Origin of the sequence: Bordetella petrii (assembly GCF_017356245.1) — a bacterium.
Lineage (GTDB): Bacteria > Pseudomonadota > Gammaproteobacteria > Burkholderiales > Burkholderiaceae_B > Bordetella_A > Bordetella_A petrii_D.
The window spans coordinates 3,701,258-3,727,405 of the sequence record NZ_JAFMZZ010000001.1 but is presented as its reverse complement, the minus strand read 5'-3'; the positions used below and the strand labels follow the sequence as shown (position 1 = coordinate 3,727,405).

General features: G+C 67.9%; 26 protein-coding genes. 17 read left to right on the top strand and 9 right to left on the bottom strand.

What is annotated here, in order from left to right:
* Nucleotides 1-12 precede the first annotated feature (12 nt).
* The 7 genes from J2P76_RS17885 to nhaA all read left to right on the top strand — a co-directional run bounded on the left by J2P76_RS17885 (nucleotide 13) and on the right by nhaA (nucleotide 5,790).
* Nucleotides 13-1,002 carry a branched-chain amino acid ABC transporter permease gene (locus J2P76_RS17885; protein WP_207409012.1) on the top strand — a complete coding sequence of 330 codons (990 nt, stop codon included), beginning with the start codon at nucleotides 13-15 and terminating at the stop codon, nucleotides 1,000-1,002.
* 9 nt (nucleotides 1,003-1,011) lie between these two features.
* The gene (locus tag J2P76_RS17880; protein ID WP_207409011.1) at nucleotides 1,012-1,893 is read left to right on the top strand and encodes a branched-chain amino acid ABC transporter permease; all 882 of its coding nucleotides are present in this window, start codon (nucleotides 1,012-1,014) and stop codon (nucleotides 1,891-1,893) included.
* A gap of 12 nt (nucleotides 1,894-1,905) precedes the next feature.
* Nucleotides 1,906-2,613, top strand: coding sequence for an ATP-binding cassette domain-containing protein (locus tag J2P76_RS17875; RefSeq protein ID WP_207409010.1), 708 nt, complete (start codon nucleotides 1,906-1,908; stop codon nucleotides 2,611-2,613).
* Nucleotides 2,614-2,617: 4 nt separating this feature from the next.
* Complete coding sequence (locus tag J2P76_RS17870) at nucleotides 2,618-3,355, top strand: ABC transporter ATP-binding protein (protein ID WP_207409009.1); 738 nt, start codon at nucleotides 2,618-2,620, stop codon at nucleotides 3,353-3,355.
* 70 nt (nucleotides 3,356-3,425) lie between these two features.
* A complete protein-coding gene (locus tag J2P76_RS17865; RefSeq protein WP_012249333.1) occupies nucleotides 3,426-3,617 on the top strand; it encodes a YqaE/Pmp3 family membrane protein in 192 nt (63 codons plus the stop codon).
* A gap of 25 nt (nucleotides 3,618-3,642) precedes the next feature.
* Nucleotides 3,643-4,293: a LysE family translocator gene (locus J2P76_RS17860; protein ID WP_207409008.1), complete on the top strand. Its 651-nt coding sequence runs from the start codon at nucleotides 3,643-3,645 to the stop codon at nucleotides 4,291-4,293.
* A gap of 117 nt (nucleotides 4,294-4,410) precedes the next feature.
* The gene (gene nhaA, locus J2P76_RS17855; RefSeq protein WP_207409007.1) at nucleotides 4,411-5,790 is read left to right on the top strand and encodes a Na+/H+ antiporter NhaA; all 1,380 of its coding nucleotides are present in this window, start codon (nucleotides 4,411-4,413) and stop codon (nucleotides 5,788-5,790) included.
* On the opposite strand, the gene J2P76_RS17850 is transcribed toward nhaA, so the two are convergent.
* Nucleotides 5,783-6,718 carry a LysR substrate-binding domain-containing protein gene (locus tag J2P76_RS17850; protein WP_207409006.1) on the bottom strand — a complete coding sequence of 312 codons (936 nt, stop codon included), beginning with the start codon at nucleotides 6,716-6,718 and terminating at the stop codon, nucleotides 5,783-5,785. The two genes, nhaA and J2P76_RS17850, sit on opposite strands and share 8 nt — an antisense overlap.
* 154 nt (nucleotides 6,719-6,872) lie before the next feature.
* On the opposite strand from J2P76_RS17850, the gene J2P76_RS17845 reads away from it, so the two are divergent.
* Both J2P76_RS17845 and J2P76_RS17840 read left to right on the top strand, forming a co-directional pair.
* Nucleotides 6,873-7,877: a Bug family tripartite tricarboxylate transporter substrate binding protein gene (locus J2P76_RS17845; protein ID WP_207409005.1), complete on the top strand. Its 1,005-nt coding sequence runs from the start codon at nucleotides 6,873-6,875 to the stop codon at nucleotides 7,875-7,877.
* A 17-nt stretch (nucleotides 7,878-7,894) separates the two neighbouring features.
* A complete protein-coding gene (locus tag J2P76_RS17840; protein ID WP_207409004.1) occupies nucleotides 7,895-8,920 on the top strand; it encodes an amidohydrolase family protein in 1,026 nt (341 codons plus the stop codon).
* Between the two features lie 164 nt (nucleotides 8,921-9,084).
* Here the strand turns inward: J2P76_RS17840 and J2P76_RS17835 are convergent, their stop codons facing one another.
* From J2P76_RS17835 to J2P76_RS17815, 5 genes are all read right to left on the bottom strand, one after another.
* On the bottom strand, nucleotides 9,085-11,493 hold the full coding sequence (locus J2P76_RS17835) for a penicillin acylase family protein (protein ID WP_242697602.1): 2,409 nt from the start codon (nucleotides 11,491-11,493) through the stop codon (nucleotides 9,085-9,087).
* A 197-nt stretch (nucleotides 11,494-11,690) separates the two neighbouring features.
* A complete protein-coding gene (locus tag J2P76_RS17830; protein WP_207409251.1) occupies nucleotides 11,691-12,443 on the bottom strand; it encodes an amino acid ABC transporter ATP-binding protein in 753 nt (250 codons plus the stop codon).
* Nucleotides 12,444-12,474: 31 nt separating this feature from the next.
* On the bottom strand, nucleotides 12,475-13,128 hold the full coding sequence (locus J2P76_RS17825) for an amino acid ABC transporter permease (protein WP_207409002.1): 654 nt from the start codon (nucleotides 13,126-13,128) through the stop codon (nucleotides 12,475-12,477).
* Nucleotides 13,129-13,157: 29 nt separating this feature from the next.
* Nucleotides 13,158-13,949: an amino acid ABC transporter substrate-binding protein gene (locus J2P76_RS17820; RefSeq protein WP_207409001.1), complete on the bottom strand. Its 792-nt coding sequence runs from the start codon at nucleotides 13,947-13,949 to the stop codon at nucleotides 13,158-13,160.
* A 134-nt stretch (nucleotides 13,950-14,083) separates the two neighbouring features.
* Nucleotides 14,084-14,521 carry a universal stress protein gene (locus J2P76_RS17815; protein ID WP_207409000.1) on the bottom strand — a complete coding sequence of 146 codons (438 nt, stop codon included), beginning with the start codon at nucleotides 14,519-14,521 and terminating at the stop codon, nucleotides 14,084-14,086.
* Between the two features lie 189 nt (nucleotides 14,522-14,710).
* On the opposite strand from J2P76_RS17815, the gene J2P76_RS17810 reads away from it, so the two are divergent.
* Entirely contained in the window at nucleotides 14,711-15,436 is a 726-nt protein-coding gene (locus J2P76_RS17810; protein WP_207408999.1) for a phosphatase PAP2 family protein, read from the top strand.
* Here J2P76_RS17810 and J2P76_RS17805 read toward each other — a convergent pair whose 3' ends face one another.
* On the bottom strand, nucleotides 15,437-16,486 hold the full coding sequence (locus tag J2P76_RS17805; RefSeq protein ID WP_207408998.1) for a serine hydrolase domain-containing protein: 1,050 nt from the start codon (nucleotides 16,484-16,486) through the stop codon (nucleotides 15,437-15,439).
* A 32-nt stretch (nucleotides 16,487-16,518) separates the two neighbouring features.
* Complete coding sequence (locus J2P76_RS17800; RefSeq protein WP_207408997.1) at nucleotides 16,519-17,721, bottom strand: pyridoxal-phosphate-dependent aminotransferase family protein; 1,203 nt, start codon at nucleotides 17,719-17,721, stop codon at nucleotides 16,519-16,521.
* 239 nt (nucleotides 17,722-17,960) lie between these two features.
* Between J2P76_RS17800 and J2P76_RS17795 the strand changes: the two genes are divergently transcribed.
* From J2P76_RS17795 to J2P76_RS17765, 7 genes are read left to right on the top strand one after another with little or no spacing between them, the layout of a single operon-like run.
* The gene (locus J2P76_RS17795; RefSeq protein ID WP_431603423.1) at nucleotides 17,961-18,785 is read left to right on the top strand and encodes a GntR family transcriptional regulator; all 825 of its coding nucleotides are present in this window, start codon (nucleotides 17,961-17,963) and stop codon (nucleotides 18,783-18,785) included.
* Nucleotides 18,778-20,331 carry an ABC transporter substrate-binding protein gene (locus J2P76_RS17790; RefSeq protein WP_207408995.1) on the top strand — a complete coding sequence of 518 codons (1,554 nt, stop codon included), beginning with the start codon at nucleotides 18,778-18,780 and terminating at the stop codon, nucleotides 20,329-20,331. Before J2P76_RS17795 ends, J2P76_RS17790 begins: the two co-directional genes overlap by 8 nt.
* A 34-nt stretch (nucleotides 20,332-20,365) precedes the next feature.
* Complete coding sequence (locus tag J2P76_RS17785; protein ID WP_207408994.1) at nucleotides 20,366-21,283, top strand: ABC transporter permease; 918 nt, start codon at nucleotides 20,366-20,368, stop codon at nucleotides 21,281-21,283.
* 3 nt (nucleotides 21,284-21,286) lie between these two features.
* On the top strand, nucleotides 21,287-22,201 hold the full coding sequence (locus J2P76_RS17780; protein WP_207408993.1) for an ABC transporter permease: 915 nt from the start codon (nucleotides 21,287-21,289) through the stop codon (nucleotides 22,199-22,201).
* 28 nt (nucleotides 22,202-22,229) lie between these two features.
* The gene (locus tag J2P76_RS17775) at nucleotides 22,230-23,207 is read left to right on the top strand and encodes an ABC transporter ATP-binding protein (RefSeq protein WP_207408992.1); all 978 of its coding nucleotides are present in this window, start codon (nucleotides 22,230-22,232) and stop codon (nucleotides 23,205-23,207) included.
* Complete coding sequence (locus J2P76_RS17770; protein ID WP_207408991.1) at nucleotides 23,207-24,178, top strand: ABC transporter ATP-binding protein; 972 nt, start codon at nucleotides 23,207-23,209, stop codon at nucleotides 24,176-24,178. The genes J2P76_RS17775 and J2P76_RS17770 overlap by 1 nt, the downstream gene beginning before the upstream one ends.
* Nucleotides 24,175-25,563 carry a M20 family metallopeptidase gene (locus tag J2P76_RS17765; RefSeq protein ID WP_207408990.1) on the top strand — a complete coding sequence of 463 codons (1,389 nt, stop codon included), beginning with the start codon at nucleotides 24,175-24,177 and terminating at the stop codon, nucleotides 25,561-25,563. Before J2P76_RS17770 ends, J2P76_RS17765 begins: the two co-directional genes overlap by 4 nt.
* A gap of 92 nt (nucleotides 25,564-25,655) precedes the next feature.
* Here the strand turns inward: J2P76_RS17765 and J2P76_RS17760 are convergent, their stop codons facing one another.
* Complete coding sequence (locus J2P76_RS17760) at nucleotides 25,656-26,132, bottom strand: DUF411 domain-containing protein (RefSeq protein ID WP_207408989.1); 477 nt, start codon at nucleotides 26,130-26,132, stop codon at nucleotides 25,656-25,658.
* Nucleotides 26,133-26,148: the final 16 nt, after the last annotated feature.

The following is a 26,148-nucleotide window of genomic DNA, read 5'->3' as shown; positions in this document are numbered from 1 at the left end:
GGAGCCAGGCAGATGCAAGTCCACGCAAGCGAGGCCGCCCACGTCCGCCATCGCCAGCAAGATCAAGGCGTCGATCGCCTGCGATACCGCGTCGCGGCATTGCTGTTTCTTTCCCTGGTCGCCGCCATGGCCGCGCTGCCTCTGGCAACCGGCCAGATCAGTTTCGCGTTCTATCTGATGCTGTGGATCGCCATGGCCACCGGCATGAACATCTGCGTGGGCTTCACGGGCTACCTGCCCTTTGGCTATGTGGTGTTCTATGGCATAGGCGCCTACGCCACCGGCATCTGCTACCGGATCGCCGGCCTGCCCATTCTGCCGTCCCTGCTGGCGGCCGGCGCGGCGGGCCTGCTCATCGCCCTGCTGATGGCCCCCACCCTGCGCCTGAAGGGCGTGTACTTCGGCATTGTCAGCCTGGGCCTGGCCACGATCGTGCGCCTGGGCATCGCCAACCTGCCCGACCACTACACCGGCGGCAGCATGGGGCTGATTCTTTCCGGCGCCAACAACCCCGTGCAAAGCTTCTACGCCATGCTGGCCGTCATGGCGCTGGCGCTGTCGGTGGTGCTGTGGCTGTCGCGCTCGCGGCTGGGGCGGCAGCTGCGGGCCATCAAAGACGACCCGGGCGCGGCGGCCTGCGTCGGCATCAACGTGCCGCGCGTGCGTCTGAAGGCGTGGCTGCTGGCCGCGCTGATCCCGGCGCTGGCCGGCGGCGTCGAGGCCTGGTACACCAACGTGGTCGACCCCGAATATTCCTTCCACGTGCTCGTTACCGCCAAGAGCATCATCTACGGCATGGCCGGCGGTTTCGGCACCATCATCGGCCCCGTGGTCGGCACCATGGCGCTGTACGGCATCGACCACCTGATCTGGGAACGCTTCCCCCTGCTCAACCTGCTCTTGCTGGGGCTGGTCATCATCGCGCTGATGCTGTTCCTGCCGCGCGGCGTGGTGGGCAGCCTGCTCAAGCGCAAGCCGCAGCTGCGCCGCTACATCGCGTAAGGAAAGGCCATGAATGCATTGCTGATACAGGGCCTGCTGAACGGCCTGATCCTGGGCGCGATCTACGGGCTGGTGGGCCTGGGCCTGAACATCATCTACGGCGTGCTGCGGGTGGTGAACTTCGCCCACGGCGAGTTCCTGGTGCTGGGCGCCTATTTCGCCTGGGTGATGCTGTCGGTTTTCGGCATCAACCCCTTCATTGCCCTGCCGCTGGCCTTCATCGCGTTTTTCGCGATCGGTTATGGCCTGTATTTCCTGCTGGTGCCGCGGCTGGCCCGTTCCGACGACCCCGAAACCAGCTCGCTGCTGCTGATGTTCGGCGTGTCCATCGCGCTGGGCGCGGCCATGCTGCTGGTGTTCGACGCGGATGCGCGCACCCTCGATGTGCCGGTCGAGCCGGTGTTCCTGACCTTCGGCGACATCGTGCTGCCCACCATCCGGCTGATCGCATTGGGCATCGCCGTGGCGCTGGTCGCCGTGCTGGCGTGGTTCCTGTACCGCACGCAGGTCGGCAAGGCATTGCGCGCCTTCATCATGAACCGCGATGCGGTCAGCCTGGTCGGCATCAACGCGAAACGCCTGTCGGCTTTCGCGTTCGGCCTGGGCATCGGCCTGGCGGCCGCCACGGGCGTCATCGTCAGCATGGTGTTTCCTGCGTTCAGCCCCTTCATGGGCAACGATTACACGCTGATCGGCTTCGTGATCATCGTGCTGGGCGGGCTGGGCCACCCCGTGGGCGCGCTGCTGGGCGCGCTGATATACGGCATTACCGAGCAGGTGGCGGTCGTCTACCTGAATCCATCCATGGCGACCGCGCTGGGGTTCTCCCTGATGATCGCCGTGATCTTCGTTCGCCCGTCTGGCCTGCTGGGCCAGCGTCAATTAAGCTGAGAGAGGCGCGGCGTGCTCAAGGTGCGGAATCTGAAAAAGCGCTTCGGCGGGCTGCAGGCCCTGCGCGGCATCGACCTCGACGTGCCGGCCCGCGCCATACTGGGCGTGATCGGCATGAACGGCTCGGGCAAGACCACGATGCTGAACTGCATCAACGGCATCTACCGGGCCGACTCCGGCTCTATCGAGCTCGACGGGCAGTCGCTGGCCGGGCGCCCCATCCACGAGGTCGCCGCGCTGGGAATCGGCCGCACGTTCCAGGTGCCGCGGGTATTCCAGCACATGACGCTGCTGGACAACATGGATGTCGCCCAGGTGGCCTCGCAGGCCAGCGACGCCGAGCGCGACGAGCAGTCGGCCTACTGGCTGGAAAAGGTAGGGCTGCTGGCGCTGCGGCACAACTACGCCGAAGAGCTGTCGGGCGGCCAGCAAAAGCTGGTGGAACTGGCGCGCATCATGGTGGCGCGGCCCAAGCTCATCCTGCTGGACGAGCCCTTCGCCGGCGTCAATCCGCAATTGGCCCTGCAGCTCATCAACCTGATCGCCGAGATCCCGGTCCAGCATGACTGCTCGGTCGTGCTGGTGTCGCACGACCTCACCTCGATCTACCAGCTGTCCCACCATATCGTGGTCATGAACGAAGGCGCCATCCTGACACAGGGCAGCGCCGATACGGTGCGATCCGACCCCGCCGTCATCGAAGCCTACCTGGGAGCCTAGCAGCATGGATGCCGTCCTGAGCCTGAACGACGTGACCGTTGCCTATCACGGAGACATCACCATCCTGAACGGCGTCTCTGTCGCGGCGCGCAAAGGCTGCGTCACCGGCATCATCGGCCCGAACGGCGCGGGCAAGTCCACCGTGCTGAAAACCATGTTCGGCTTCTTGCCGCTGCGCGGCGGCAGCATTTCGCTGCAGGGGCGCGACGTCAGCCGCGACCCCGCCAACCGGCGGGCCGGGCAAGGCGTGGCCTACGTGCCGCAGAACCGCAGCCTGTTCGCCGATCTTTCCGTCGAAGACAACCTGCTGCTGGGATGCTGGACGTTTCGCAAAGACCGCGCCCGGGTGCGGCGGCAGATCGACTCGGTCTATGCCCGGTTTCCCATTCTGGCCGAAAAGCGGCGCGATCCGGTCTCGAGCATGAGCGGCGGGCAGCAGCGCTTTGTCGAATTCGGCCGGGCCCTGCTCATCGAGCCGTCGGTGATCCTGCTCGACGAACCCACCGCCATGCTGGCCCCCAAGATATCCAAGGAAATCTACGCGTTCGTGCGCGGCCTGGCCGACGAGGGCCTGACGGTGGTGCTGGTCGACCAGAACGTGCGCCGCTGCGTCGAGGTATCCGATTACCTGTATATCCTGGAGCTGGGCCGCAACAAGGCCGAGGGCGCAAGGCAGGCATTCGAGCAGGGCTCCGGGCTGCGCGACATGGTGGCCACCTGGATGGACTACAAAATCGATTGAGCCGCGGCGGCGGATGGGCGCCGCAGGCGCGGTGTACACTGGCCCGACTGTTTTTCCGTATAGGCAACCCATGCGCCTGCTCATTGCTTTGCTGCTGCCCTGGCTGGGCTTTTTCACCATCGGCCGCCCCATCGCCGGCATCATCTGCCTGATCCTGCAGATCACCCTCATCGGCTGGATTCCCGCGGCGATCTGGGCCGTGTACGCCCTGAGCCAATACAACACCGACAAGAAAATCAAAGAAGCCCTGCAGTCCCGCTGACACGCGGCCGCACCAGGAGAGCAGCATGGAATTCGTGATTCCCGGCACCGCCAGCCTGGCGCTGTTCATCAGCGCGGCGCTGGTGCTGCTCGTCATTCCCGGCCCGGCCGTGCTTTACATCATTACCCAGTCGGTCGAACAAGGGCGCAAGGCCGGCCTGGTGTCCGACCTGGGCATCCATACGGCCACGCTGGTGCACGTGCTGGCGGCCGCGCTGGGGCTGTCCGCCCTGCTGGCCTCGTCGGCGCTGGCGTTCAGCATCGTGAAGTACGCCGGGGCCGCCTACCTGATCTGGCTGGGCCTGAAGAAAATCTGCACGCGCCCGGCGGCCGCCGCCATCGACGCGCCGCGCGCCCGGCTCCGCTATGGCCGGCTGTTTCGCGACGGTTTCATCGTCAACCTGCTCAACCCCAAGACGGCGCTGTTCTTCCTGGCCTTCCTGCCGCAGTTCGTCGATGTCAGCCGCGGCCACGTAGCCTCGCAAGTGGTCTTCCTGGGCCTGCTTTTCACGCTGCTGGGCCTGGCCAGCGACGCCTGCTATGCCTTCGCGGCCAGCGCGGCCGGCCGCTGGCTGCGGCGCAGCCGCGGCTACCTGCAGTTCGAGCGCTACGTGGGCGGCGCCATGCTGATCGGCCTGGGCATCACGGCGGCGTTGGCCGGCAACCACAAGAAATAGCCGCGCGCCGCGCGCTGCCGGCGCGGGCTGTGTAGAATGGCGGCTGGGTGTCGGCCGCATCGTGCGGCACGGCAGGTTCAATGCGCTGGTCGGGCCGCCGCGCGGGATACCTGCGTCATGACCCGACACCCCTCCGCCCTGCGGAATCCGCCGCGCGCGCAATTGTTCGCCGAACGCGCCCTGGCCACCCTGGAACGTTTCCTGCACATCGAGGCCGTTGGCGGCGCCGTGCTGCTGGCCGCCGCAGCCATCGCGCTGATCTGGGCCAATTCCGCCTTTTCCCCTTCCTATCACGCCCTGTGGCACACGCCCCTGTCGTTCCGGCTGGGCAGCCACGAATTCGCGCAGCCGCTGCATTTCTGGATCAACGACGCGCTGATGACCGTCTTTTTCCTGGTGGTCGGCATGGAAATCCGCCGCGAAATCCACGAAGGCGCGCTCAGCGATTTCAGGCAGGCCGCGCTGCCCCTGGCCGCCGCCCTGGGCGGGGTTGCCGTGCCGGCGCTGATCTACCTGGCCTTCAATGGCGAGGCCGTGCAGCGCGCCGGCTGGGCCGTGCCCACCGCCACCGACATTGCCTTCGCCGTGGGCGTGCTGGCCCTGCTGGGCCGCTCCATTCCCGGCAATGTGCGGGTCTTCCTGCTGGCGCTGGCCATCATCGACGACATCATCGCGGTGCTGATCATCGCCTTTTTCTATTCCGGCGGGCTCGATTACAGCGGCTTCGCGGTGGCCGCGCTGGGCATCGCGCTGGTGCTCGGGCTGCAGCACATCGGCGTCGGCTCGGCCTATGCGTACGTGCTGCCCGGCGCCATCGTCTGGACCGGCCTGCTGATGACCGGCGCGCATCCGACGCTGGCCGGCGTGGTGCTGGGCCTGATGACCCCCGTGGTGTCGCGGCGCATGCGCGAGCGGCCACTGGACATGGTGGCGCGCGCGGCCAGCGACCTGGCGGCCGCGTCCGGCGGCCAGGCGCAGCCGCTGCGGCGGCTGCGCCTGGCGCAGCGCGAAATGCTGCCGCCGGTGGTGCGCGTGCAGACGGCCCTGCACCCGTGGGTGGCCTATGCCATCATGCCCCTGTTCGCCCTGGCCAACGCGGGCGTCACCCTGGGCGGCGTCGATCTCGCGGCCGGCGGCTCGCAATGGGTGATGGCCGGCGTGGCCATCGCGCTGATCGCCGGCAAGCCGGCCGGCGTCATCGGCATCAGCTGGCTGATGGTGCGCCTGGGCTGGTGCCGGCTGCCGCCCGGCGTCGGCTGGGACGGCATCGTGCTGATCGGCCTGCTGGCGGGCGTGGGCTTCACCATGTCCATTTTCATTGCCATGCTGGCCTTCGCCGGCAATGAAAACCTGTTGGGCGCGGCCAAGCTGGGCGTGCTGCTGGGATCGCTGGCCACGGCGCTGCTGGGCCTGGCGTGGGGCGCGCTATATGCGCGCCGCGTGCGGGCCCGCGCCGCCCCGCCCTCCGCCGACGCAGCAGGCCCGGCTGCTACCTGAGGCCGCCGTCCGCCGCGCCCGCGGCCGGCTCGTCGGCCACGATGCTGCGCGCCAGCTTCACGAACCGCTGCACCAGGTCGCTGGGGCCGTCTTTCCAGCAAGCCAGCAGCAACGGGCAATGGGCGGCATCCGCTTCGAGCCGCGCGTAATGCACGCCCTCGGTGCGCAGGCTGGCATAAGCATCGGGCAGCAATGAAATGCCCACCCCGGCCGCCACCAGGCCCACTATCGTGGTGCCTTCGCGCGCTTCCTGGGCAACCTGCGGCACCAGCCCGGCGCGGTTGAACAGCTGGATGATCTGGTCGTGCAGCCCGCAGCTGATCTCGCGCGGAAACAGGATCAGCGGATAAGGCGCCAGCGCCTTGACGGAAATGCGGCCCGGGTGCGCCGCCAGCGGGTGGTCGCTGGGCACCGCCACGCGCAGCTCGTCTTTCCAGAATGGCATGAACGCCAGGTGCGGCGGCGGCTGGAATTGCGGCGCCGGCCGCAGCAGTCCGATGTCGATGCGGCGCTCCTGCAGCGCCTGCAATTGCTGGCCGGTGGGCATGTGGGCGATTTCCAGCCGGGCCAGCGGCCGTTCACGGCGGAAAGTCTTGACCAGGCGGGCGAAGCCCGGCACCAGCGGCACCGAGCCGGTGAACGCGATGCGCAGCAAGCCGGCCTCGCCGCGGCCGGCCAGCTGGGCCAATTGCACCGCGCTGGCCATCTGGCTGAGTGTCAGGCGCGCCTGTTCCAGAAACACAAGGCCCGCGTCGGTCAGCCGCAGGCTGCGATGCGCGCGCTCGAACAGCGGAGCGCCCAGCGCTTCTTCCAGCGCCTTGATCTGCATGCTCAGGGGCGGCTGGCTGATATTCAGGCGGCGCGCGGCGGCGGTGAAGCTGGCTTCTTCGGCCACCGCCACGAAATAGCGTAGCTGGCGCAAGTCCATGTATTCGTTTTTTATATGGAAAACCGGTAGAAATATATATTTGACCCGAGTATTCGTGCATAGCACCATAGATCGAGGGAGGACGCAATCCTGGCGTACCAGCCCCCCGGGCCGGCAGAGCCCGTTCATATGAAACCCCAAGGAGGAGACAAGCATGGGTATCCACTCGATCAACCACGGGCGCGGGCATTGGCGGGCCATCCTGGCCCTGGCCGGCGCGGCTTTCGGCGCCTGGGCGGGCAGCGCCCCTGCCCGCGCCCAGACATTTCCCGCGCACCCGGTGCGCATCGTGGTGCCGTTCGCCGCGGGCGGCGCGGTCGACAGCGTGGCCCGCATCATCGGCGACCCGCTGGCGGCCCGGCTGGGCCAGCCCGTCATTGTCGAGAACAAGCCGGGCAACCACGCCAACATCGGCACGCACGAAGTCGTGCGCGCGCAGCCCGACGGCTACACCATGCTGCTGGGCGCCAACGGGCTGGCCACCAACCCCTGGCTGGACAAGAACCTGCCCTTCGACCCGCTGAAAGACCTGATGCCGGTTGCGCGCGTGGGCTATGCCCCGCTGGTGCTGGTGGTGGATGCCGAGTCGCCGTACCGCACACTGAAGCAACTGCTGCAGGCCGCGCACGACAGGCAGGGCAAGATGAACTATGGCTCGTCCGGCGTGGGCGGCTCGGGGCACCTGGCCGTGGAAATGCTCAAGCGCACGGCCGGCATCCAGGCCATGCACATCGGCTACAAGGGCGGCGTGCCGGCCCTTACCGACCTGATCGGCGGGCGACTGGACTTCATGATGGTCAACCCGCTGGAGGCCGCGCCGCGCGTGGCGGCCGGCAATATCCGCGCGCTGGCGGTAGCATCGAAACAGCGCATCGCCACCCTGCCCGACGTGCCCACTTTTGACGAGGCCGGCGTGCCGGGCTTCGAGGCCACTGTGTGGTGGGGCTTCCTGGTGCCCGCCAGAACGCCGGCCGCGGCGATCGATACACTGAGCAGGAACCTGCTGGCGGTGCTGAAAGACCAGAAAGTGCAGCAGCGCCTGGCCGGCGTGGGCGCGATTGTGGACCCGCAGCCGCCGGCCGGGTTCGGCAAGTTTCTCGAAACCGAAACCCGGCGCTGGGGCGAGGTCATCAAAAGCGCGGGCATCACCAGCAACTGAATCACCGGAAGCACGACATGATCATCGATTGCCATGGACACTTCACCACGGCGCCCGCGGCGCTGGAGCAGTGGCGCGCGCGCCAGATCGGGGCGCTTGCCGACGGCACGCCCATGCCGCGGGTGTCCGAGCTGCGCATCAGCGACGACGAGATCCGCGAAGCCATCGAGCGCAACCAGCTGCGCGTGATGCGCGAGCGCGGGCACGACCTCACCATCTTCAGCCCGCGCGCCATTTTCATGGCGCACCACATCGGCGATTTCCAGGTGTCGTCGACCTGGGCGGCCATCTGCAACGAGCTGTGCCACCGGGTGTCGGCCCTGTTTCCCGATCATTTCGTGCCGGCGGCCATGCTGCCGCAGAGCCCCGGCGTGGATCCGGCCACCTGCGCGGCGGAGTTGCAGCGCTGCGTCGAGCAATACGGCAACGTGGCCGTCAACCTGAATCCCGATCCTTCCGGCGGGCACTGGACCAGCCCGCCCTTGAGCGACCGGCATTGGTATCCGCTGTACGAGAAACTGGTGGAATACGACGTGCCGGCCATGATCCACGTCAGCCAGAGCTGCAACGCGTGCTTCCATACCACCGGCGCGCATTACCTGAACGGCGACACCACCGCGTTCATGCAATGCCTGGATTCCGAACTGTTCCGCGATTTTCCGGCGCTGCGGTTCGTGATCCCGCACGGCGGCGGCGCCGTGCCGTATCACTGGGGGCGCTTTCGCGGGCTGGCGCAGGCCTTGCGCAAGCCGCGCCTGCAGGAACACCTGCTCAACAATATTTTCTTCGACACCTGTGTCTACCATCAGCCGGGCATCGACCTGCTGACCCGGGTAATTCCGGTGGACAACCTGCTGTTCGCCAGCGAAATGATCGGCGCCGTGCGCGGCATCGATCCCGACACCGGGCATCATTTCGACGACACCCGGCGCTATATCGACGCGGGCGGCCTGTCGCCGCAGGCGCGCCACCAGATCTTCGAAGGCAACGCACGCCGCGTGTACCCGCGGCTGGATGCCCGGCTGAAGGCGCAAGGCCGGTGATGCACGGGCATGCACGGCGCCGGGTGTCTGGCTCCGCGGGTGCTCAGGTGTCAGGCTCCGCCAGGTGCCTGACACCGCGGTACGCCGAAGCCGTCTCAGTCGTACGGTGTCTGACACCCTGGCGGGAGTCAGACACCTGGCGCCTGGCGCTGGCGAAGTGAAGCTCAGCGCGGCCGCAGGGTCAGGCTGTCGCCCAGCTCGCTTTCGACCTTTTCGCGGCTGAATGCCATGGGTATGTACTTTCCGGTGGCCCAGCCCTCGAGCAGGTCCCGGTAGTGCGGGCTGCGCGGGTCGGCCGACTGGCCCGGCATGTTCTGCATGCGCGAGTTGTCCCAGGCGCCCACGTCGATCACCTGCCGGTACGAGGCGCCGCTGATCTGGCGGTAGTCGGACTTGCGGAACGTGGCCCGGTGCACGGTGTCGTTGTCGCCGCTGACCGGATAGCGCGGCGTGCCATAGGCCTTGGCCGTTTCCGGCGACATCAGGCCGGCCAGCGCATGCTCGAACTGGATATGGTGCAGCCGGCCCCAGCCCCACTGCCGGGAATCCGTGCCCATGGTGGCCGTCAGCTTGCGCACGCCGTCGTCCAGCGCGGCCAGCAGCAGCGCGTCGCGGCCCTGCTCGGGGCGGGGCCCGAACGCCGAGTCCGGCGTCGCCAGCTTTTCCAGCACCTTGCGGGTCGGCAGGTCGCCGAACGCCGCCCGCCCCTGGGGCGGGATATACAGGTCGGACACGCGCTTGATCACTTCGGGCAGCCAGAACTCATATACCGTGGCGGCCGAGGAATCGATCTCGGTGCGGTAGTCCCACTCCTGCAACAGGCGCAGCGCCTCGCCCACGCCGGGCTGCGCCGAATTCAGTTGTTTCACATAGCCCGTCAGGGTGCGCGCCGGAATCGACAGGTTGTCGAATTGCAGGTGCTGCGAGGTTTCCAGGCTGAGCCCGCTCTTGCCGGCCAGCACCTCGCGGATGCGCTGCACGCGGTAAGGCTCCGACCAGGTGCGGGCCGCCATGTCCTTGTACGGATAATCGAACGGCAGGTTGTATTCGTTGGCGGTCGCCACGTAGCCTTCGGGCGGGTTCAGCGACTTGGGCAGCGAGCTGGTCGGCAGGAAACCCTTCCATTCGAAATCGCCGTTGCCCGGCACCGGCAGCATGCCCGACCAGTCCTTGCGCGGGCGGATCGGCGCGATGCTGCCGCCGAACCAGCCGATATTGCCGTCCACATCGGCATACACCATGTTCTCGCTGGGCGTGTAGTGCTTTTCCATGCCGGCCACGAACTGGTCCCAGTTCTGCGCCTGGTTCAGGCGCAGGCTGGCCAGGTAGGCGGCCGTGCCGGGAAATTCCAGGTAGGCGGCGCGCAGCGCATAGGCCTTGTGGCGCACGGGGTCTTCATGAATGACCGGCCCGTGCCGGGTGAACTTGAGCTGCCGGGTAACCGCGGGCTGCCCGCGCACCGGGATCGTCTCGTCCACCGTGCGCATGTTCTCCCAGCCGCCGCGATAGCGGTATTGGGCGGGATTGGCCGGGTTGGTGTCGTACACGTACAGGTCTTCTTCATCGGCGAACGAGAAGATGGTCAGCCCGAACGCGATGCGGTCGTTGTGCCCCATCGACACGCCGGGCAGCGCGGGCTCGCCGGCGCCGATCACATTCCAGCCGGGCGCGTTCAAGTGCACCATGTAGCGCAGCGAGGGCATGGCGATGGCGCGGTGCGGGTCGCCCGCCAGGATGGGCCGGCCGGTAGCGGTGTGCTGCCCCGCGATGCTCCAGTTGTTGCTTTCGTAGCGGGGCGCCAGCGGGTCGAAACCCGGATCCAGCGACGCCTGCAGGTGGGCCGACAGGCTGCGCGCCAGTTCCGCGCGCCCGGCCGCGGCCAGCGGGCTGCGCGGAAAATCGGCCGCCACGAATTTCTGCCCTTTGCGGGCCAGGGTGTAATCGGCCAGCACGGCCGTGGTGATCTGGCTGACATTCAGGCCGGCCGGCACCTGCAGCGCAATGGGCGGCTCGTATGTGCCCAGGTCCTGCACGGCGTTCAGCCCCAGCGCGGCGATCTGCTGCGACAGCTTGACTTCGCTGGCCACGTTGCGGGTCAGGCCGTAGATGCGGATCAGCGAGGTCTGCGGGCTCCAGTAGCCGGGCTCGGTGCCCGTCAGCTTGAACTCGGGCGGCATCTGCCCGGGGTTGGCTTTCACCCAGTCGACGTAGGCGTTGATGCCTTCGGCGAATGCCGTCAGGATGGCCTGCCCTTCGGGGTGGTAGCTGGCGAATTCGGCCTGCGGGTCGCCGCGGTACAGGAACAGGCGCGCCGCGCGGTCCTGTTCGACGAAGCGCGGCCCGAACTGTTCGGCCATCTTGCCTTCGCCCTGGCGGCGCCACAGGTCCAGCTGCCACATCCGGTCGCGCGCGGCATTGAAGCCCTGGGCGAAGAACAGGTCGTGCTGGTTCTGGGCATAAATGTGCGACACGCCATACTTGTCGCGCAGGATCTCCACGGGCTGCGACAGCCCGGCCATGTCGATCGTGTCTTTCTTGCCGCCTGGCGCGGCGCAACCCGCCAGCAGCGCCATGGCGCCGCATGCCAGCCACGCGGCGATCCTGCGTCGATAGGTGCGCATCTCCTCTCTCCCTGTCTGCCCGCCGGTAAGCGCCGTTAAGGTTCTGTATTCGGCGCAACGTTACTAAGGTAGTCAGATCATGGAGAAATGCTGTTTTATTTTATGAATTCTTTCAATGAACGTAACAATGTGGCAAACGCGGCGCCCTGCTACAGCATCTGGCCCAGGAAGGCCCTGGCGCGCGCCTGCCGCGGCGCCCGGAAAAAGTCTTGAGCGGGCGCCTCTTCGACGATGCGGCCTTCATCCATGAAGACGACGCGATGGGCGGCTTCGCGCGCGAAACCCATTTCGTGGGTGACCACCAGCATGGTCATGTGCTCGTCGGCCAGCTGCCGCATGGTGCGCAGCACTTCGCCGGTGAGTTCGGGATCGAGCGCCGAAGTGGGCTCGTCGAACAGCATGATGTCGGGTTCCAGCGCCAGCGCGCGGGCGATGGCCACACGCTGCTTCTGCCCGCCGGACAGGCGCGCCGGATAGTTGTCGCGCTTGTTCAGCAGCCCCACCTTGCGCAGCAGCGCCTCGGCCTTGGGAATGGCCACGTCGCGCGGCACGCCCTGCACCGTGACGGGCGCCTCGATGATGTTCTGCAGCACCGTCATGTGCGGAAACAGATTGAACGACTGGAACACCATGCCCATTTTGCGGCAGATGCGCCGCACGTCGGCGTCGCGCGCGTAGCGGCTGGGGCCGTCGGGCGAGGCGGTGGCCAGGGCCTCGCCTTCGATCTCGATGCTGCCCTGGTCGATGGTTTCCAGGTGGATCAGGCAGCGCAGGAACGTGCTCTTGCCCGAGCCCGACGGGCCGATGACGGCCACCACTTCGCCCTTGCGCAGGGTCAGCGACACCTGGTCCAGCACCCGCGCCGAACCGAACGACTTGCCGATATCGCGCGCGGCGATCATCACGGGGCGGGCATCGGCCCGGGCCGGCGCGCTATTGGTCGTACTTGGCATAGCGTTTTTCCATGTGCTGGAACAGCCAGGTCAGCAGCAGCGTCATGATCAGGTAGAACGCGCCCGCGACCAGGAACGGCGTGGTGGTGAAGTCGCGCTGCACGATGCCGCGCGCCGTGCGCAGGATGTCGTTCAGCGCCAGCACGTAAATAAGCGAGGTGTCTTTGACCAGCGTGATGGTCTCGTTGCTCATGGGCGGCAGCACGCGCTGCACCATCTGCGGCAGCACGATGCGCCGCAGGGTTTGCAGGTAGGTCATGCCCAGCACCTTGCTGCCCTCGTACTGGCCGCGGTCCACCGACAGGATGCCGGCGCGGAAGATCTCGGCGAAATAGGCCGCGTAGTTCAGCGCGAAGGCCACCACCGCGGCCGGGAAATCGGGCAGCCGCACGCCCACCACCGGCACGAACGGCAGCGCGAAATAGATGAACAGCATCTGCAGCATCAGCGGCGTGCCGCGCATCAGCCAGATGTAGCCGTTGACCGCCTGGCTGAGCAGGCGCCAATGCGAAATGCGCGCCAGCGCCAGCAGCAGCCCCAGGGGTACCGCCAGCGCGAAGGTCACGAAGAACAGCGTCAGGGTGGTCTTGGCCCCCTGCGCCATCGGCCCCAGCAGGGAGATGACGTAATCCATGCGGCGACCCCGTCAGCCGGCCAGGCCGGTTATTTGATGATGTCGGCGCCGAACCATTGCTGCGCGATGCGGGCGGCGCTGCCGTCTTTTTTCATGGCGTCGAGAGTCTGGTCGAGCCTGGCCAGCAGCTCGGTATCGTCTTTGCGCACGCCCACGCCGTAGTCTTCGGTGCCGAAGTTCTCGTCCAGCACGCGGTACTGCCCTGCCCGCTTGGCGGCCAGGTAGCGGCCCACGACTTCGTCGACCACGACGGCGTCCAGGCGGCCGGCCGACAGGTCCATCAGCGCGGTGACATTGTCGCCGAACAACTTCAGCTCTTTCAGGCTGGCGGCCACCTGGGCGTCTTTCTTGATGGCGTCGACGGCGCTGCTGCCGTCTTGCGCGCCCACCACGCGGCCGGCCAGGTCGGCCTTGGCCTGCACCGGCGAGGCCTGGGCCACCAGAATGATCTGGTGGTTGGCCATGTAGGGCGCAGTGAAGGCGATGTTCTTCTTGCGTTCTTCGGTGATGGTCAGGCCGTTCCAGAGCGCATCGACGCGCTTGCCGTTCAGTTCGGCTTCTTTGGCGCTCCAGTCGATGGGCTTGAATTCGACTTCGATGCCCATGCGGCGCGCGGCCTCGCGCGCCATGTCGATATCGAAGCCGACGAGCTGGTTGTTTTCGTCGCGGAAACCCATGGGCGGGAAGTTGTCGTCCAGGCCCACGACGATTTTCTGGGGGGCGGCAGGCGCGCTGGCCTGCGGCGCCGGGTCGTCGCCCTGGCCGCAAGCTGCGAGCAGCGACGTGGCGCAGGCCAGGAAGACAGCGGTCAGTTTTTTCATATAGAGGTGGCGCGCTGCGGCGCGCAAAGGAAGGAACATCGAGAGGCCATGAAAAAGGCCGAACTGATGATTATATCCAGTCCGGCCCGGGCCCAGGCGGCGCATGGCGGCCCCCGCCGCCATGCGCCCCGCCCCTAGCGGTACACCAGCACGGGAATGCGCGATTTGGCCAGCACTTTCTGGGTCTGGCTGCCCAGCACCATGGCGGCCATGCCGCTGCGGCCGTGCGAGCACATGGCGATCAGGTCGCAGCCGAGCTGCTCGGCGCATTCGACAATGGCGGCATAGGGCTGGCCGGCGTCGTGCAGGCGGGTGTCGCAGGACACGCCGGCGTCCCGGGCCTGGGCCGCGGCGGCATCGAGCCAGCCCTGGGCGCGCTCGCGCACCTGGCGCTGCAGCTGCTGCTGCACGCCGGCCAGCCGCACGCCTTCGGACTGCGGGATATGGACCGGGTCGAGCACGGTCATGATGGTGGCGCGGGCCTGCAGCGCGCGGGCCAGCGCCAGGCCTTGCGCAAGGCCGATATGGGACAGCTCGGAACCGTCGATGGGGATGAGAAGGTGTTGATACATGGCGATGCTCTTGAAAATGGCGGGCGGACGCCCGGCCTGCCGCCCAGGGTAGTGCCGCCCGGCCCGGCGCCGGTTGACGGCGGTCAAGCGGCCCCTCGCGCAACGCCGCGGCCCGCCGGCCGCGCATTCCACGCAAATTCGACGCGGCGCGGCCTAGCATGCTGCGGTTCGATTTTTCTTCGCGCACCCATGACGCATCGCCTTTCCCCGCCCGCCGCCTATACGCTCAGCCATGTCGTGGCGGGCACGCTGCTGCTGGGCCTGACGGCCTGGCTGGCGCAGCACAGCGGCCTGGACATGGCCATTGCGCGCGCCCTGTACGACCCGCGCAGCGGCCAGTTCCCGCTGCGGCACGCCGCGCTGCTCGAATTCGCCGGCCACCGGCTGCTGCTGGCGCTGCCGGTGGGCGTGGCCCTGCTGGCGCTGGCGGGCGCGCTGGCCAGCTATCGCTACGCGCGGTGGCGGCCGGCGCGCGGCGCGCTGTGGGCCATTGTGCTGACCTGCCTGGTCGGGCAATTGGCGGTCGGCCAGCTCAAGCACCATACGGCCATGCCCCGCCCCTATAACCTGCTGGAGTTCGGCGGCGACACCGCCTGGCCGGCGCACTGGTGGGCGCTGAGCCGCGCCGCGGCCGGCAACGCCCTGCCCAGCGCGCATGCCGGCGCGGGCTACGCCCTGCTTTCGCTGTATTTCGCCGGGCGCGCGCTGGGCAAGGCCCGGTGGCGCTGGTGGGGCCTGGGCCTGGGCGCGGCGGCGGGGCTGGCGTTTTCGCTGGTGCGCATTCTGCAGGGCGCGCACTTCCTGAGCCAGACCCTGTGGTCGGCCGCGGTAATGTGGCTGGTCGCCAGCCTGGTGTTCTGCCCGCTGCTGGCGCGGCGCCGCGCCGCGGCGGGCGCGCGCGCCCGGCCGGCCTGATCAGGCGTCGACGGCGGCCAGGATCTTGCCGAACAGCGCATCGGCGTGCGCCGAGTCGAGCCAGCGCACAATGACCACCATGCGGCGCTCGGGCTCGACCCAGGTGAACGAGCTGCCCGCCCCGATGCCGAAAAAGCTGGATGCGGTCACGCTGGGAAAAATGCGCCGGCCCTCGTTCAGCCAGATCAGGAAGCCGTAGTACGGCGCCAGCGCGCTGGGCGTGCGCATGGCGCGCACCCATTCGGACGAAATGATCTGGTGGCCGTTGGCGCGGCCTTCGTCGAGCAGCATGCGGCCGATCAGGGCCTGGTCGGCGCTGCTGATGGACATGCCGCCGCCCCAGTGGGAACCGCCCGGCACCGACGGCATCAATTCGCCGTCGATCTCGACCCAGGCGTTGTCGTAGCAGGCCCAATGCCAGTCGTCGCTGGCGCCCAGCGGGCGCATGACGGCCTCGCGGAAGATCTCGGGCAGCGGCTTGCGGAACAGGTGCAGCAGCGCGTACGACAGCTGGTTGATGCGTACGTCGTTGTATTCCCAGTAAGTGCCGGGTTCTTGCAGCGGCCGGGGATCGCCCTTCTTGCCCGCCGGCGGCGCGCCGAACGTGACCGCGCGGTAGCGGTCGACCTGGTCGGGCACGCCGAACCGCTCGCCTTCCCATTCGCTGGTCTGCTGCAGCAGGTGGCGCCAGGTGATGGCCGCGTTGCGGCCCGTGTCGAAGCCGATGCCCGGCACGCGCGCGCGCACCGGCTCGTCGACATCGGGCAGCAGGCCGCGGTCGTGCGCCACGCCCGCCACCAGGGCCAGGTACAGCTTGGCCACGCTGAACGTCAGGTCGGCGCGCTGCGGCTCGCCCCACGACGCCACCGTGCGGCCGTCGACCACCACCAGCCCGGTTACCGGGCCGCGGTCGTGCACCGGGCCCAGCAGGCGGTTCCAGGGGGGCGGGTCCTGCTGGTGCACGCCCCATACGCCGTCGACCTCGCGGTCCCAGGCGGTTTCGTGTTCCTGGGCGAACTGGATCGCCTGCTGCATCAATGCTTCTTGCATGTTGCTACCTCTTTTCGTGAAAGCCGGCGGCATCAGGCCGCCGGCGCGGCGTCGGCGGCGGCCTGCGCCAGATAGTCGACGGCGGCCTGCAGGCCGCCGCGGCGGTGCGGCACGCCGGCGGCAGACAGGCCCATCTCGACGCCGGCCAGCGCGCCGCACAGCGACAGGTCGTTCAGGTCGCCCAGGTGGCCGATGCGGAACGCCTTGCCGGACAGCCGCCCCAGCCCCTGGCCCAGCGACATGTCGTAGCGGTCGAGAATAACTTTGCGCAGGGCGTCGGCGCTATGCCCGTCCGGCGTCAGCACCGCCGTCAACGCGCTGCTGTGCGCGGCCGGATCCTGGCAGACGATTTCGAGCCCCCAGGCCCGCACGGCGGCGCGCGTGGCGGCCGCCAGGCGCTGGTGGCGCGCCTGGACGCGCGGCAAGCCCTCGGCGCGCAGCATGTCCAGCGCCTCGTGCAGCCCGTACAGCAGATTGGTGGCCGGCGTGTAGGGAAAATAGCCGCTGGCGTTGAGCGGCAGCATGGCGCCCCAGTCCCAGTACGAGCGCGGCAGGCGCGCGCTTTGCGCGGCGGCCAGCGCGCGTTCGCTGAGCGCGTTGAACGACAGGCCGGGCGGCATCATCAGGCCTTTCTGCGAGCCGGCCACCCCCACGTCCACACCCCATTCATCGTGCCGGTAATCCATGGCCCCCAGCGACGAAATGGCGTCCACCATCAGCAGCGCCGGATGGCCGCTGCGGTCGATGGCCTGGCGCACCTGCGCGATGTCGGTGACGGCGCCGGTGGAGGTTTCGTTGTGCACCACGCACACCGCCTTGATGCGATGCCCGGTGTCGGCCGCCAGCCGCGCCTGGATCTGCAGGGGATCGGCGCCGTGGCGCCAGTCGCCTTCGATAAGCTCGACATCCAGCCCCAGGCGCATGGCCAGGCGGTGCCACAGCGTGGCGAAATGCCCGGTTTCGGCCATGAGCACCCGGTCGCCGGGCGACAGGGTATTGACCAGCGCGGCTTCCCAGGCGCCCGTGCCGGATGACGGATAGATGATCACCGGGGAGCGAGTCTGGAACACCCATTGCATGCCCTGCAGCACGGCCAGGCCCAGCCGGCCGAATTCGGGACCGCGGTGATCGACGGTGGCGTGGTCGATGGCGCGCAGCACGCGATCCGGCACATTGGTCGGCCCCGGAATCTGCAGGAAATGGCGGCCCGAGGGGTGTGCGTACAGCGGAATCATGATGGGCCTCTGGCCGGATAAATTGGTATACAACCAAAAAACGTGTGGAAGCATCATACGCAAGGCACTTCTGCCAGGCAATCCGTATCCGTACCTGCCCTATCATGATTAACCCCTATACCCTTGTTTTGTATTGAAAATTCAGGGTATTCCCCCATGATGGCGGGCTTGCCAGCTGCTTTATAGTCGCCAAAAGACCAAGACAATTTGGTATACCAATGCGCAGCAATCCCGCACTGATGCCCGACGAATCCGGCCCCGGCGCGGCTCCCCCGGCCCGCCCGGTGCGGCCGTCCGGCGACGGCGCCACCCTGCCCGCGGCCATTGCCGGGCAGTTGCGCGAACGCATCGTCAAGGGTGAGTTTCCGCCGGGCGTGCGCCTGAATGAACGCGCGCTGGGCAGCCTGCTGGGCGTGTCGCGCACGCCGCTGCGCGAGGCGTTCCGGCTGCTGGCCGCCGACGGGCTGGTGCGCATCGAGCCCAACCGCGGCGCCCAGGTGGTGGCCCTGTCCGAGACCGACATCCGCGAAGCCTTCGAAGTCATCGGCGGGCTGGAAGCGCTGTCTTGCCGCTACGCCTGCGAACGCGCCACCGAGCAGGAAATCGCCGAGATCCGCGCGCTGACCTACGAAATGATGGCCAGCCACGCGCGCCGCGACCTGCCCGCCTACTACCGCGCCAACCGCGAAATCCATGCCCGCATCAGCCAGGCGGCCCACAACGGCCTGCTGGCGCGGCTGTACGAAACCCAGAACGCCTGTATCCAGAATCTGCGGTCCGTGTCGAACGAAAACCGCGCGAAATGGGACCAGGCCATGCGCGAGCATATCGACATGGCCGAAGCGCTGGCCGCGCGCGATGCCGAGCGGCTGGCGGCGATCATGCGCGCGCACTTGCAGCGCAAATGCGACGCCGCGCTGAGGACCCTGGCGCATGCCAAGGCGCCGCTACAGCTTCCAGACCCGGATCCCGCCCAGGAGGCATCGGCGAGTCAGGGAACGATCCACGCAACACCGCAGTATTCCGCTCAACCGGTACGGTCTACAGGAGCCAATCATGGCTGAACGTCGCGTTAGTTTCGTTGCACCGCTGTCTTTTCGATTTCCCGCCGCCGCGCTGCTGCTGGCCGGCGCCGCGCTGTCCGCGCAGCCGGCCTGGGCCGGCAAGCAGGACGACACGCTGCGCATGGCCTACGACCAGGCCCCCGAAAGCGTGGACCCGTATTTCAACAACGTGCGCATCGGCGTGATCATCGCCGCCAACGTGTGGGACACGCTGCTGTACCGCGACCCGCTGACCAACGAATACAAGGGCCAGCTGGCCAAGAGCTGGAAGCAGATCGACGACAAGACGCTGGAATTCGAGCTGCGCCAAGGCGTGAAGTTCCACAACGGCGAAGAGTTCGACGCCGACTCGGTGGTGTACACGCTGAACTTTGTGGCCGACCCGAAGAACAAGGCCACCACGCAGCAGAATGTGCGCTGGATCGACAAGGTGGAGAAGCTGGGCAAATACAAGGTGCGCCTGACCACCAAGGAGCCCTTTCCCGCCGCCAAGGAATACCTGTCGACCACTGTGGCCATCCACCCGGCCAAGTACTACGCCAAGGTCGGCCCGCAGGGCATGAACGCCAAGCCGGTGGGCACCGGCCCGTACAAGGTGACAGAGTACGTGCCCGGCAAATCCATCACCCTGCAAGCCAATAAAGACTATTTCAAGGACTCGCCCAAGTCGCAGCCCAAGATCGGCAAGGTGGTGATCCGCTTCATTCCCGACCGCCAGACCCAGATGGCCGAGGTGATCTCGGGCGGCGAGGATTTCATCATGCACGTGCCCAAGGACCAGGCCGAGCAGCTCAAGACCCTGCCCCAGCTGCAGGTCAAAAGCGGCAACACGATGCGCATCGTGTTCATGCAGATGAACACCCTGGACAACACGCCGGCCCCGCAGCTGAAAGACGAACGGGTGCGCAAGGCGATTCTGCATGCCATCGACCGCGAGGCCATCATCAAGAATATCGTGGGCGAAGGCGCCGAAGTGCTCAACACCATCTGCACGCCGTCGCAGGTGGGCTGCACCGACGAAGGCGCGCCGGTCTATAAATACGACCCCGCGCTGTCGAAGAAGCTGCTGGCCGAGGCCGGCTACCCCAACGGCTTCGACATCGACATCGTGGCCTACCGCGAGCGCAACCAGACCGAGGCCCTGATCAACTACCTGCAGGCGGTGGGCATACACGCAAAACTGAATTTCCTGCAGTATGCGGCCATGCGCGACATGATCCGGGGCGGCAAGGCTTCGCTGACGCACCAGACCTGGGGCTCGAACCTGGTCAACGACGTGTCCGCCTCGACGCCGGTGTATTTCGCCTTCGGCAAAGACGACATCACGCGCGACCCGAAAGTGCGCGACCTGCTCGACAAGGGCGACCACACCATCGACAGCGCGGCGCGCAACGCCGCCTACAAGCAGGCCCTGACGATGATCGCCGAACACGCCTATGCCGCGCCGCTGTGGTCGCTGCCGGTGTACTACGTGGCCAGTAAAGACGTCAATTTCAAGCCGTACCCCGACGAGCTGGTGCGCTTCTGGGAAATGAGCTGGAAGTAAGCCGGACGATGCGGCGGCAACACGGAGGACAGGCATGCTTGCATTCATGATCCGGCGGCTGGGACTGGCGGTGCTGGTGGCGCTGACGGTTTCCATCCTGGCCTTCCTGCTGCTGCATCTGTCGGGCGACCCGGCCGTGGCGCTGGCCGGCGAAGGCGCGCGCCAGGCCGACATCGACATGATCCGCAAGGCGTACGGGCTGGACCGCCCCATTGCCGTGCAGTATGCCGACTGGCTGTGGAACATCCTGAACGGCCATTTCGGCACCTCGGTGTACTTCAAGACGGATGCGGGGCCGCTGATTTTCTCGAAGCTGCAGACCACCCTGGTGCTGGGCCTGGCGGCGCTGGGCGTGGCCCTGCTGATCTCCATTCCGCTGGGCGTGCTGGCGGCGCTGTACAAGGGCAGCCTGGCCGACCGCCTGTGCCTGGCCGTTGCGGTGCTGGGCCAGGCGCTGCCCAATTTCTTCTTCGCGCTGCTGCTGATCATGCTGTTCTCGATCACCTGGCGCGTGCTGCCCGTGTCGGGCAGCGGCACCTGGCAGCACTTCGTCATGCCGGCCATCGCGCTGGGCTATTACGTGGCGCCCGCCTTCATGCGCCTGATCCGCGCCGGCATGATCGAAGTGCTGGGCGCCGACTACATCCGCACCGCCCGCGCCAAGGGCCTGCCCGCCGGCAAGGTGATTTTCAAGCATGCGCTGCGCAACGCCATCGTGCCGGTCGTGGCGCTGGCCGCCGTGCAGCTGGGCTACCTGCTGGGCGGCTCGGTGGTGATCGAGACCATCTTCGCGCTGGACGGGCTGGGCTATCTGGCCTACCAGAGCATCACCTTCAAGGACTACCCTGTCATGCAGCTGATCGTGCTGTTGTTGTCGGTGCTGTACGTGCTGCTGACCCTGGCGGCCGACGTGGCCAACGCGTGGCTCGATCCGCGCATCCGGGTGTCCTGATCCATGGCCGCGCCGATTCCCCCCGTGCTAGCCGAAGCGCCTGTTCCCGTTCCCGCCGCCGCCACGCCGGCCCGGCTGACCTGGCGGCGGCTGCGCCACAACAAGGCGCTGCTGGTGGGCGGCGCGATCCTGCTGCTGATCATCCTGGTGGCGCTGTTCGCGCCCTGGCTGTCGCCGCACGACCCTTACTTCCAGGACCTGACCCATCGCACCGCCCCGCCGGTCTGGTATGACAAGGGCACCTGGCTGCATCCGCTGGGCACCGACCAGCTGGGCCGCGACTACATGTCGCGCCTGTTCTACGGCGCGCGGATTTCGCTGCTGATCGGCGCCAGCGTGGCGCTGATATCCGGCCTGATCGGCACCGCGCTGGGCATGGCGGCCGGCTACTTCGGCGGCCGCATCGACATGGTGGTGTCGTTCCTGGTCACCACCCGGCTGTCGATGCCGGTGATCCTGGTGGCGCTGGCCACCGTGGCCATCGTGGGCGGTTCGCTGTGGGTAGTGATCATGGTGCTGGGCCTGCTCAAATGGGATCGCTTCGCCGTCGTGATGCGCAGCGCCACCCAGCAGGTGCGCTCGCTGGAATACGTCTCGGCCGCGCAGGCGGCGGGCGCGTCAACCTGGCGCATCGTGCGCAGCGAAGTGCTGCCCAACGTCGTGCCGCACCTGATCGTCATCGCCACGCTCGAGGCGGCCAGCGCCATCCTGCTGGAAGCCGCCCTGTCGTTCCTGGGGCTGGGCGTGCAGCCGCCGCTGCCCTCGTGGGGGTTGATGATTTCGGAAGCCAAGGCCTACATGTTCTTTTCGTTCTGGCTGATCGCCATTCCCGGCAGCGCGCTGGCGCTGCTGATCTTCGCCATCAACCTGGCCGGCGACGGCCTGCATCAATGGCTGACGCCCGAAGACAAAGCCTAGCGTCTTTCAACACTACAGAGAGCCACGCATGAACGCTTCCGATATCGTGTTGGACGTACAGGACCTGCGGGTCGACATCGACACGCCGCGCGGCCCCGTGCATGCCGTGCGCGGCGTGTCGTTCCAGGTGCGGCGCGGCGAAACCCTGTGCCTGGTGGGCGAGTCCGGCTGCGGCAAGTCGATGACATCGCTGGCCATCATGGGCCTGCTGCCGCGCGCGGCGCGGCGCAGCACCACGCGCCTGGCGGTGCTGGGCGAAGACCTGTCGCGGGCCGGCCGGCGGCGCATCAACACGCTGCGCGGCAACAAGATGGCCATGATCTTCCAGGAACCCATGACCGCGCTGAACCCGGCCTACAACATCGGCGAGCAGCTGGCCGAGCACTACCGCCACCATCGCCGCGCCAGCGCCGCGCAGGCGCGCGAGCGCGCCGTGGAGCTGCTGGAGAAGGTCGGCATCGCCTCGGCCGGGCAGCGCCTGGGCCAGTATCCGCACCAGCTGTCCGGCGGCCTGCGCCAGCGCGTGATGATCGCCATGGCCCTGATGTGCGGCCCCGAGCTGCTGATCGCCGACGAGCCCAGCACCGCGCTGGACGTGACGATACAGGCGCAGATACTGCGCCTGCTGGCCGACCTGCAGGCCGAACTGGGCATTGCCATGGTGCTGATCACCCACGACCTGGGCGTGGTGGCGCGCATCGCCCGCCAGGTGGCGGTGATGTACGCCGGCCAGATCGTCGAACAGGGGCCGGTGGCCGAGCTGTTCGCCGCGCCGCGCCATCCGTATACCGAGGGCCTGCTGGCCTGTATTCCGGTGCCGGGCCGCACGCCGCCGGGCACGCCGCTGGGCACTATCCCGGGCGTGGTGCCCGCGCTGACCGGCGAGCTGCGGGGCTGCGCCTTCCACGACCGCTGCCGCCACGCGCAGCCGGTGTGCCGGCAGGACGTGCCGGTGCACCAGGCCCCGCCCGGCAGGCAATGGCGCTGCATACGGGAGGCCGCCTGATGGACGCGCTGATCCAGGCCCACGATGTCAGCCGCAGCTTCGTCGTCAAGACCGGCATGTTCCAGCCGCGCCGCACCCTGCACGCCGTCAATGGCGTGGACCTGGGCGTCGAGCGCGGCGGCGTGCTGGGCGTGGTGGGCGAATCGGGCTGCGGCAAATCGACCCTGGCGCGCCTGCTGCTGGGGCTGATCCCCACCACCGGCGGCACGATCAGCATCGACGGCCAGGACATCCGCGGCATGTCGCGGCGCAGCCTGGCGCGCCGCGTGCAGCCGGTGTTCCAGGACCCCTATTCTTCGCTGAACCCGCGCCGCGACATCGCCTCGATCGTATCGCTGCCGCTGGAAGTGCATGGCATTGCCAACCCGCGCCGCCACAAGGCTATCGAGATGCTCGAGCGGGTGGGCCTGCCGGCGCGCCTGGCCGGCAACACGCCCGGCCAGCTGTCGGGCGGCCAGCGGCAACGCGTGGCGATTGCGCGGGCGCTGGTGATGAACCCCGAGATCGTCATTTGCGATGAGCCCACGTCGGCGCTGGATGTCTCGGTGCAGGCGCAGATCATGAACCTGCTGATGGCGCTGCGCCAGGAATTCAACCTGACCTACGTGTTCATCAGCCACAACCTGGCCGTGGTGGAACATATCGCCACCCGCGTGGCGGTGATGTACCTGGGCCGGGTGGTCGAGGCGGCGCCCGCCGCCGAACTGTTCCGCCAGCCGCGCCATCCTTATACTCAAGCCTTGCTGGCTTCGGTCCTGACGCCCGAGCCGGGGCTGGGCATACCCGACATGGGGCTGGGGCTGTCGTTTCCCGACCCGATCAACCCGCCGCCGGGCTGCCCGTTCCACCCGCGCTGCAAGCATGCCATGCCGCAGTGCCGGCAGGCCCGCCCCGGCCTGCTGCGGCAGGAACAGGCGCTGGTGGCCTGCCATCTTTATCCGCCGTCTTCCCAAGGAACCCTCCAGCCATGAGCCGCGCCCTCGCCATCGCCAATGCCGAACAATGTTTTGATTCCGGCGCCTTCCGCGCGCTGCTGGCCCGCCGGCTGGCCGTGCCGACCGAAAGCCAGAACCCGGAGCGCGCCGGCGAACTGGCGGCCTACCTGGAATCGGAGATGCGGCCCGCGTTCGAGGCCATGGGCTTCACCTGCAGCACCCTGACCCACGACAAGGCGCGCGCCCCTTTCCTGTATGCCGAGCGCATCGAAGACCCGGCCCTGCCCACGGTGTTCGGCTACGGCCACGGCGACGTCATCCGCGGCCTGGAGCCGGAATGGCATCCCGGGCTGTCGCCCTGGAAACTGACCGAGCAGGACGGCCGCTGGTACGGGCGCGGCATTGCCGACAACAAGGGCCAGCACAGCGTCAACATGGAGGCGCTGCGCCTGGTGCTGGAAACGCGCGGCAAGCTGGGCTTCAACGTGAAGTACCTGATCGAGATGGGCGAGGAAACCGGCTCGATGGGCCTGCGCGAGCTGTGCGCCGAGCACAAAGACCGCTTCTCGGCCGATCTGCTGATCGCCTCTGACGGGCCGCGCCTGAGCCCGCAGCGCCCCACGGTGTTCCTGGGCGCGCGCGGCAGCCTGAATTTCGACCTGAGCATCGAGGCCCGCGCCGGCGGCCACCATTCGGGCAACTGGGGTGGGCTGATCTCGAATCCCGGCATCCAGCTGGCCCATGCCATTTCCACCCTGGTATCGCCCACCGGCCAGATCCGCGTGCCCGAATGGGTGCCGTCCGAGCTGCCGGCCGGCGTGCGCCGCGCGCTGGCCGACTGCCAGGTCGACGGCGGCGCCGACGGGCCGGTCATTGAACCGGACTGGGGAGAGCCCGGCCTGTCGCCGGCCGAGCGGGTATTCGGCTGGTGCTCTTTCGAAGTGCTGGCCTACAAGACCGGCAACCCGGAAACCCCCGTCAATGCGATTCCGCCGCGCGCCTGGGCGCGCTGCCAGCTGCGCTTCGTGGTGGGCGTGGATCCGGACGACCTGCTGCCCGCGCTGCGCCGCCACCTGGACCGCCAGGGCTTCCCGATGGTGAAGGTGCAGACCACGCGCGAAACCATGTTCCGCGCCACCCGCATCGATCCGGACGACCCCTGGGTGCGCTGGGCGGTGGCATCGCTGGAACAGACCAGCGGCAAGAAGGCGGCGATCCTGCCCAACCTGGGCGGCTCGCTGCCGAACGACATTTTCACAGAAGTGCTGGGCCTGCGCACGGTCTGGGTGCCGCATTCGTACCCGGGATGCTCGCAGCACGCGCCCAACGAACACCTGCCGCCGGAACTGCTGCGCGAGGGCCTGACCCTGATGACAGGGCTGTACTGGGACCTGGGCGCCGGCGACACGCCGGCCCGCTGAGCGGCGATCGCCGCAGCGCCGCCAGGGGCCAGGCCGGCACCCCAGGTGTCTGGCTCCCGCAGAGCGCCAGACACCTGCTTACCATCGCGCCGTCACGAATACGCCTGATAAACGCGGGTCAGCCCCCAGCGCCGGACCAGCAGCACCTCGTACGGATGCTTGCGGCCTTCGTATTCGGGGCCGTCCATGCCCGGCGCGCCCAGCGGCATGCCGGGCACGGCCAGGCCGATGGCCGCCGGCCGCTCGCGCAGCATGCGCTGGATGTCGCCGGCGGGCACGTGGCCTTCCAGGGCATAGCCGTCGACCAGCCCGGTATGGCACGAACCGTATTCCGCCGGGATGCCGAGCCGGCTGCGCACCTCGGCCGTGCTTTGCACTTCCTGCACCTCGACCCGGAAGCCGTGGTCGCGCAGATGTGCGATCCAGTCGGTGCAGCAGCCGCAGGTGGGCGATTTCCAGACCTGGATCACGGGCGTCGACGGCGCGGCCCATGCGGCGGCGGGCGCCAATGCCAGGCCCGCCAGCAGGCGGCGGCGCGTGAAGGAAGGCAGGCGTATGGTCGATGACATGGCGGTGCGTATCAGG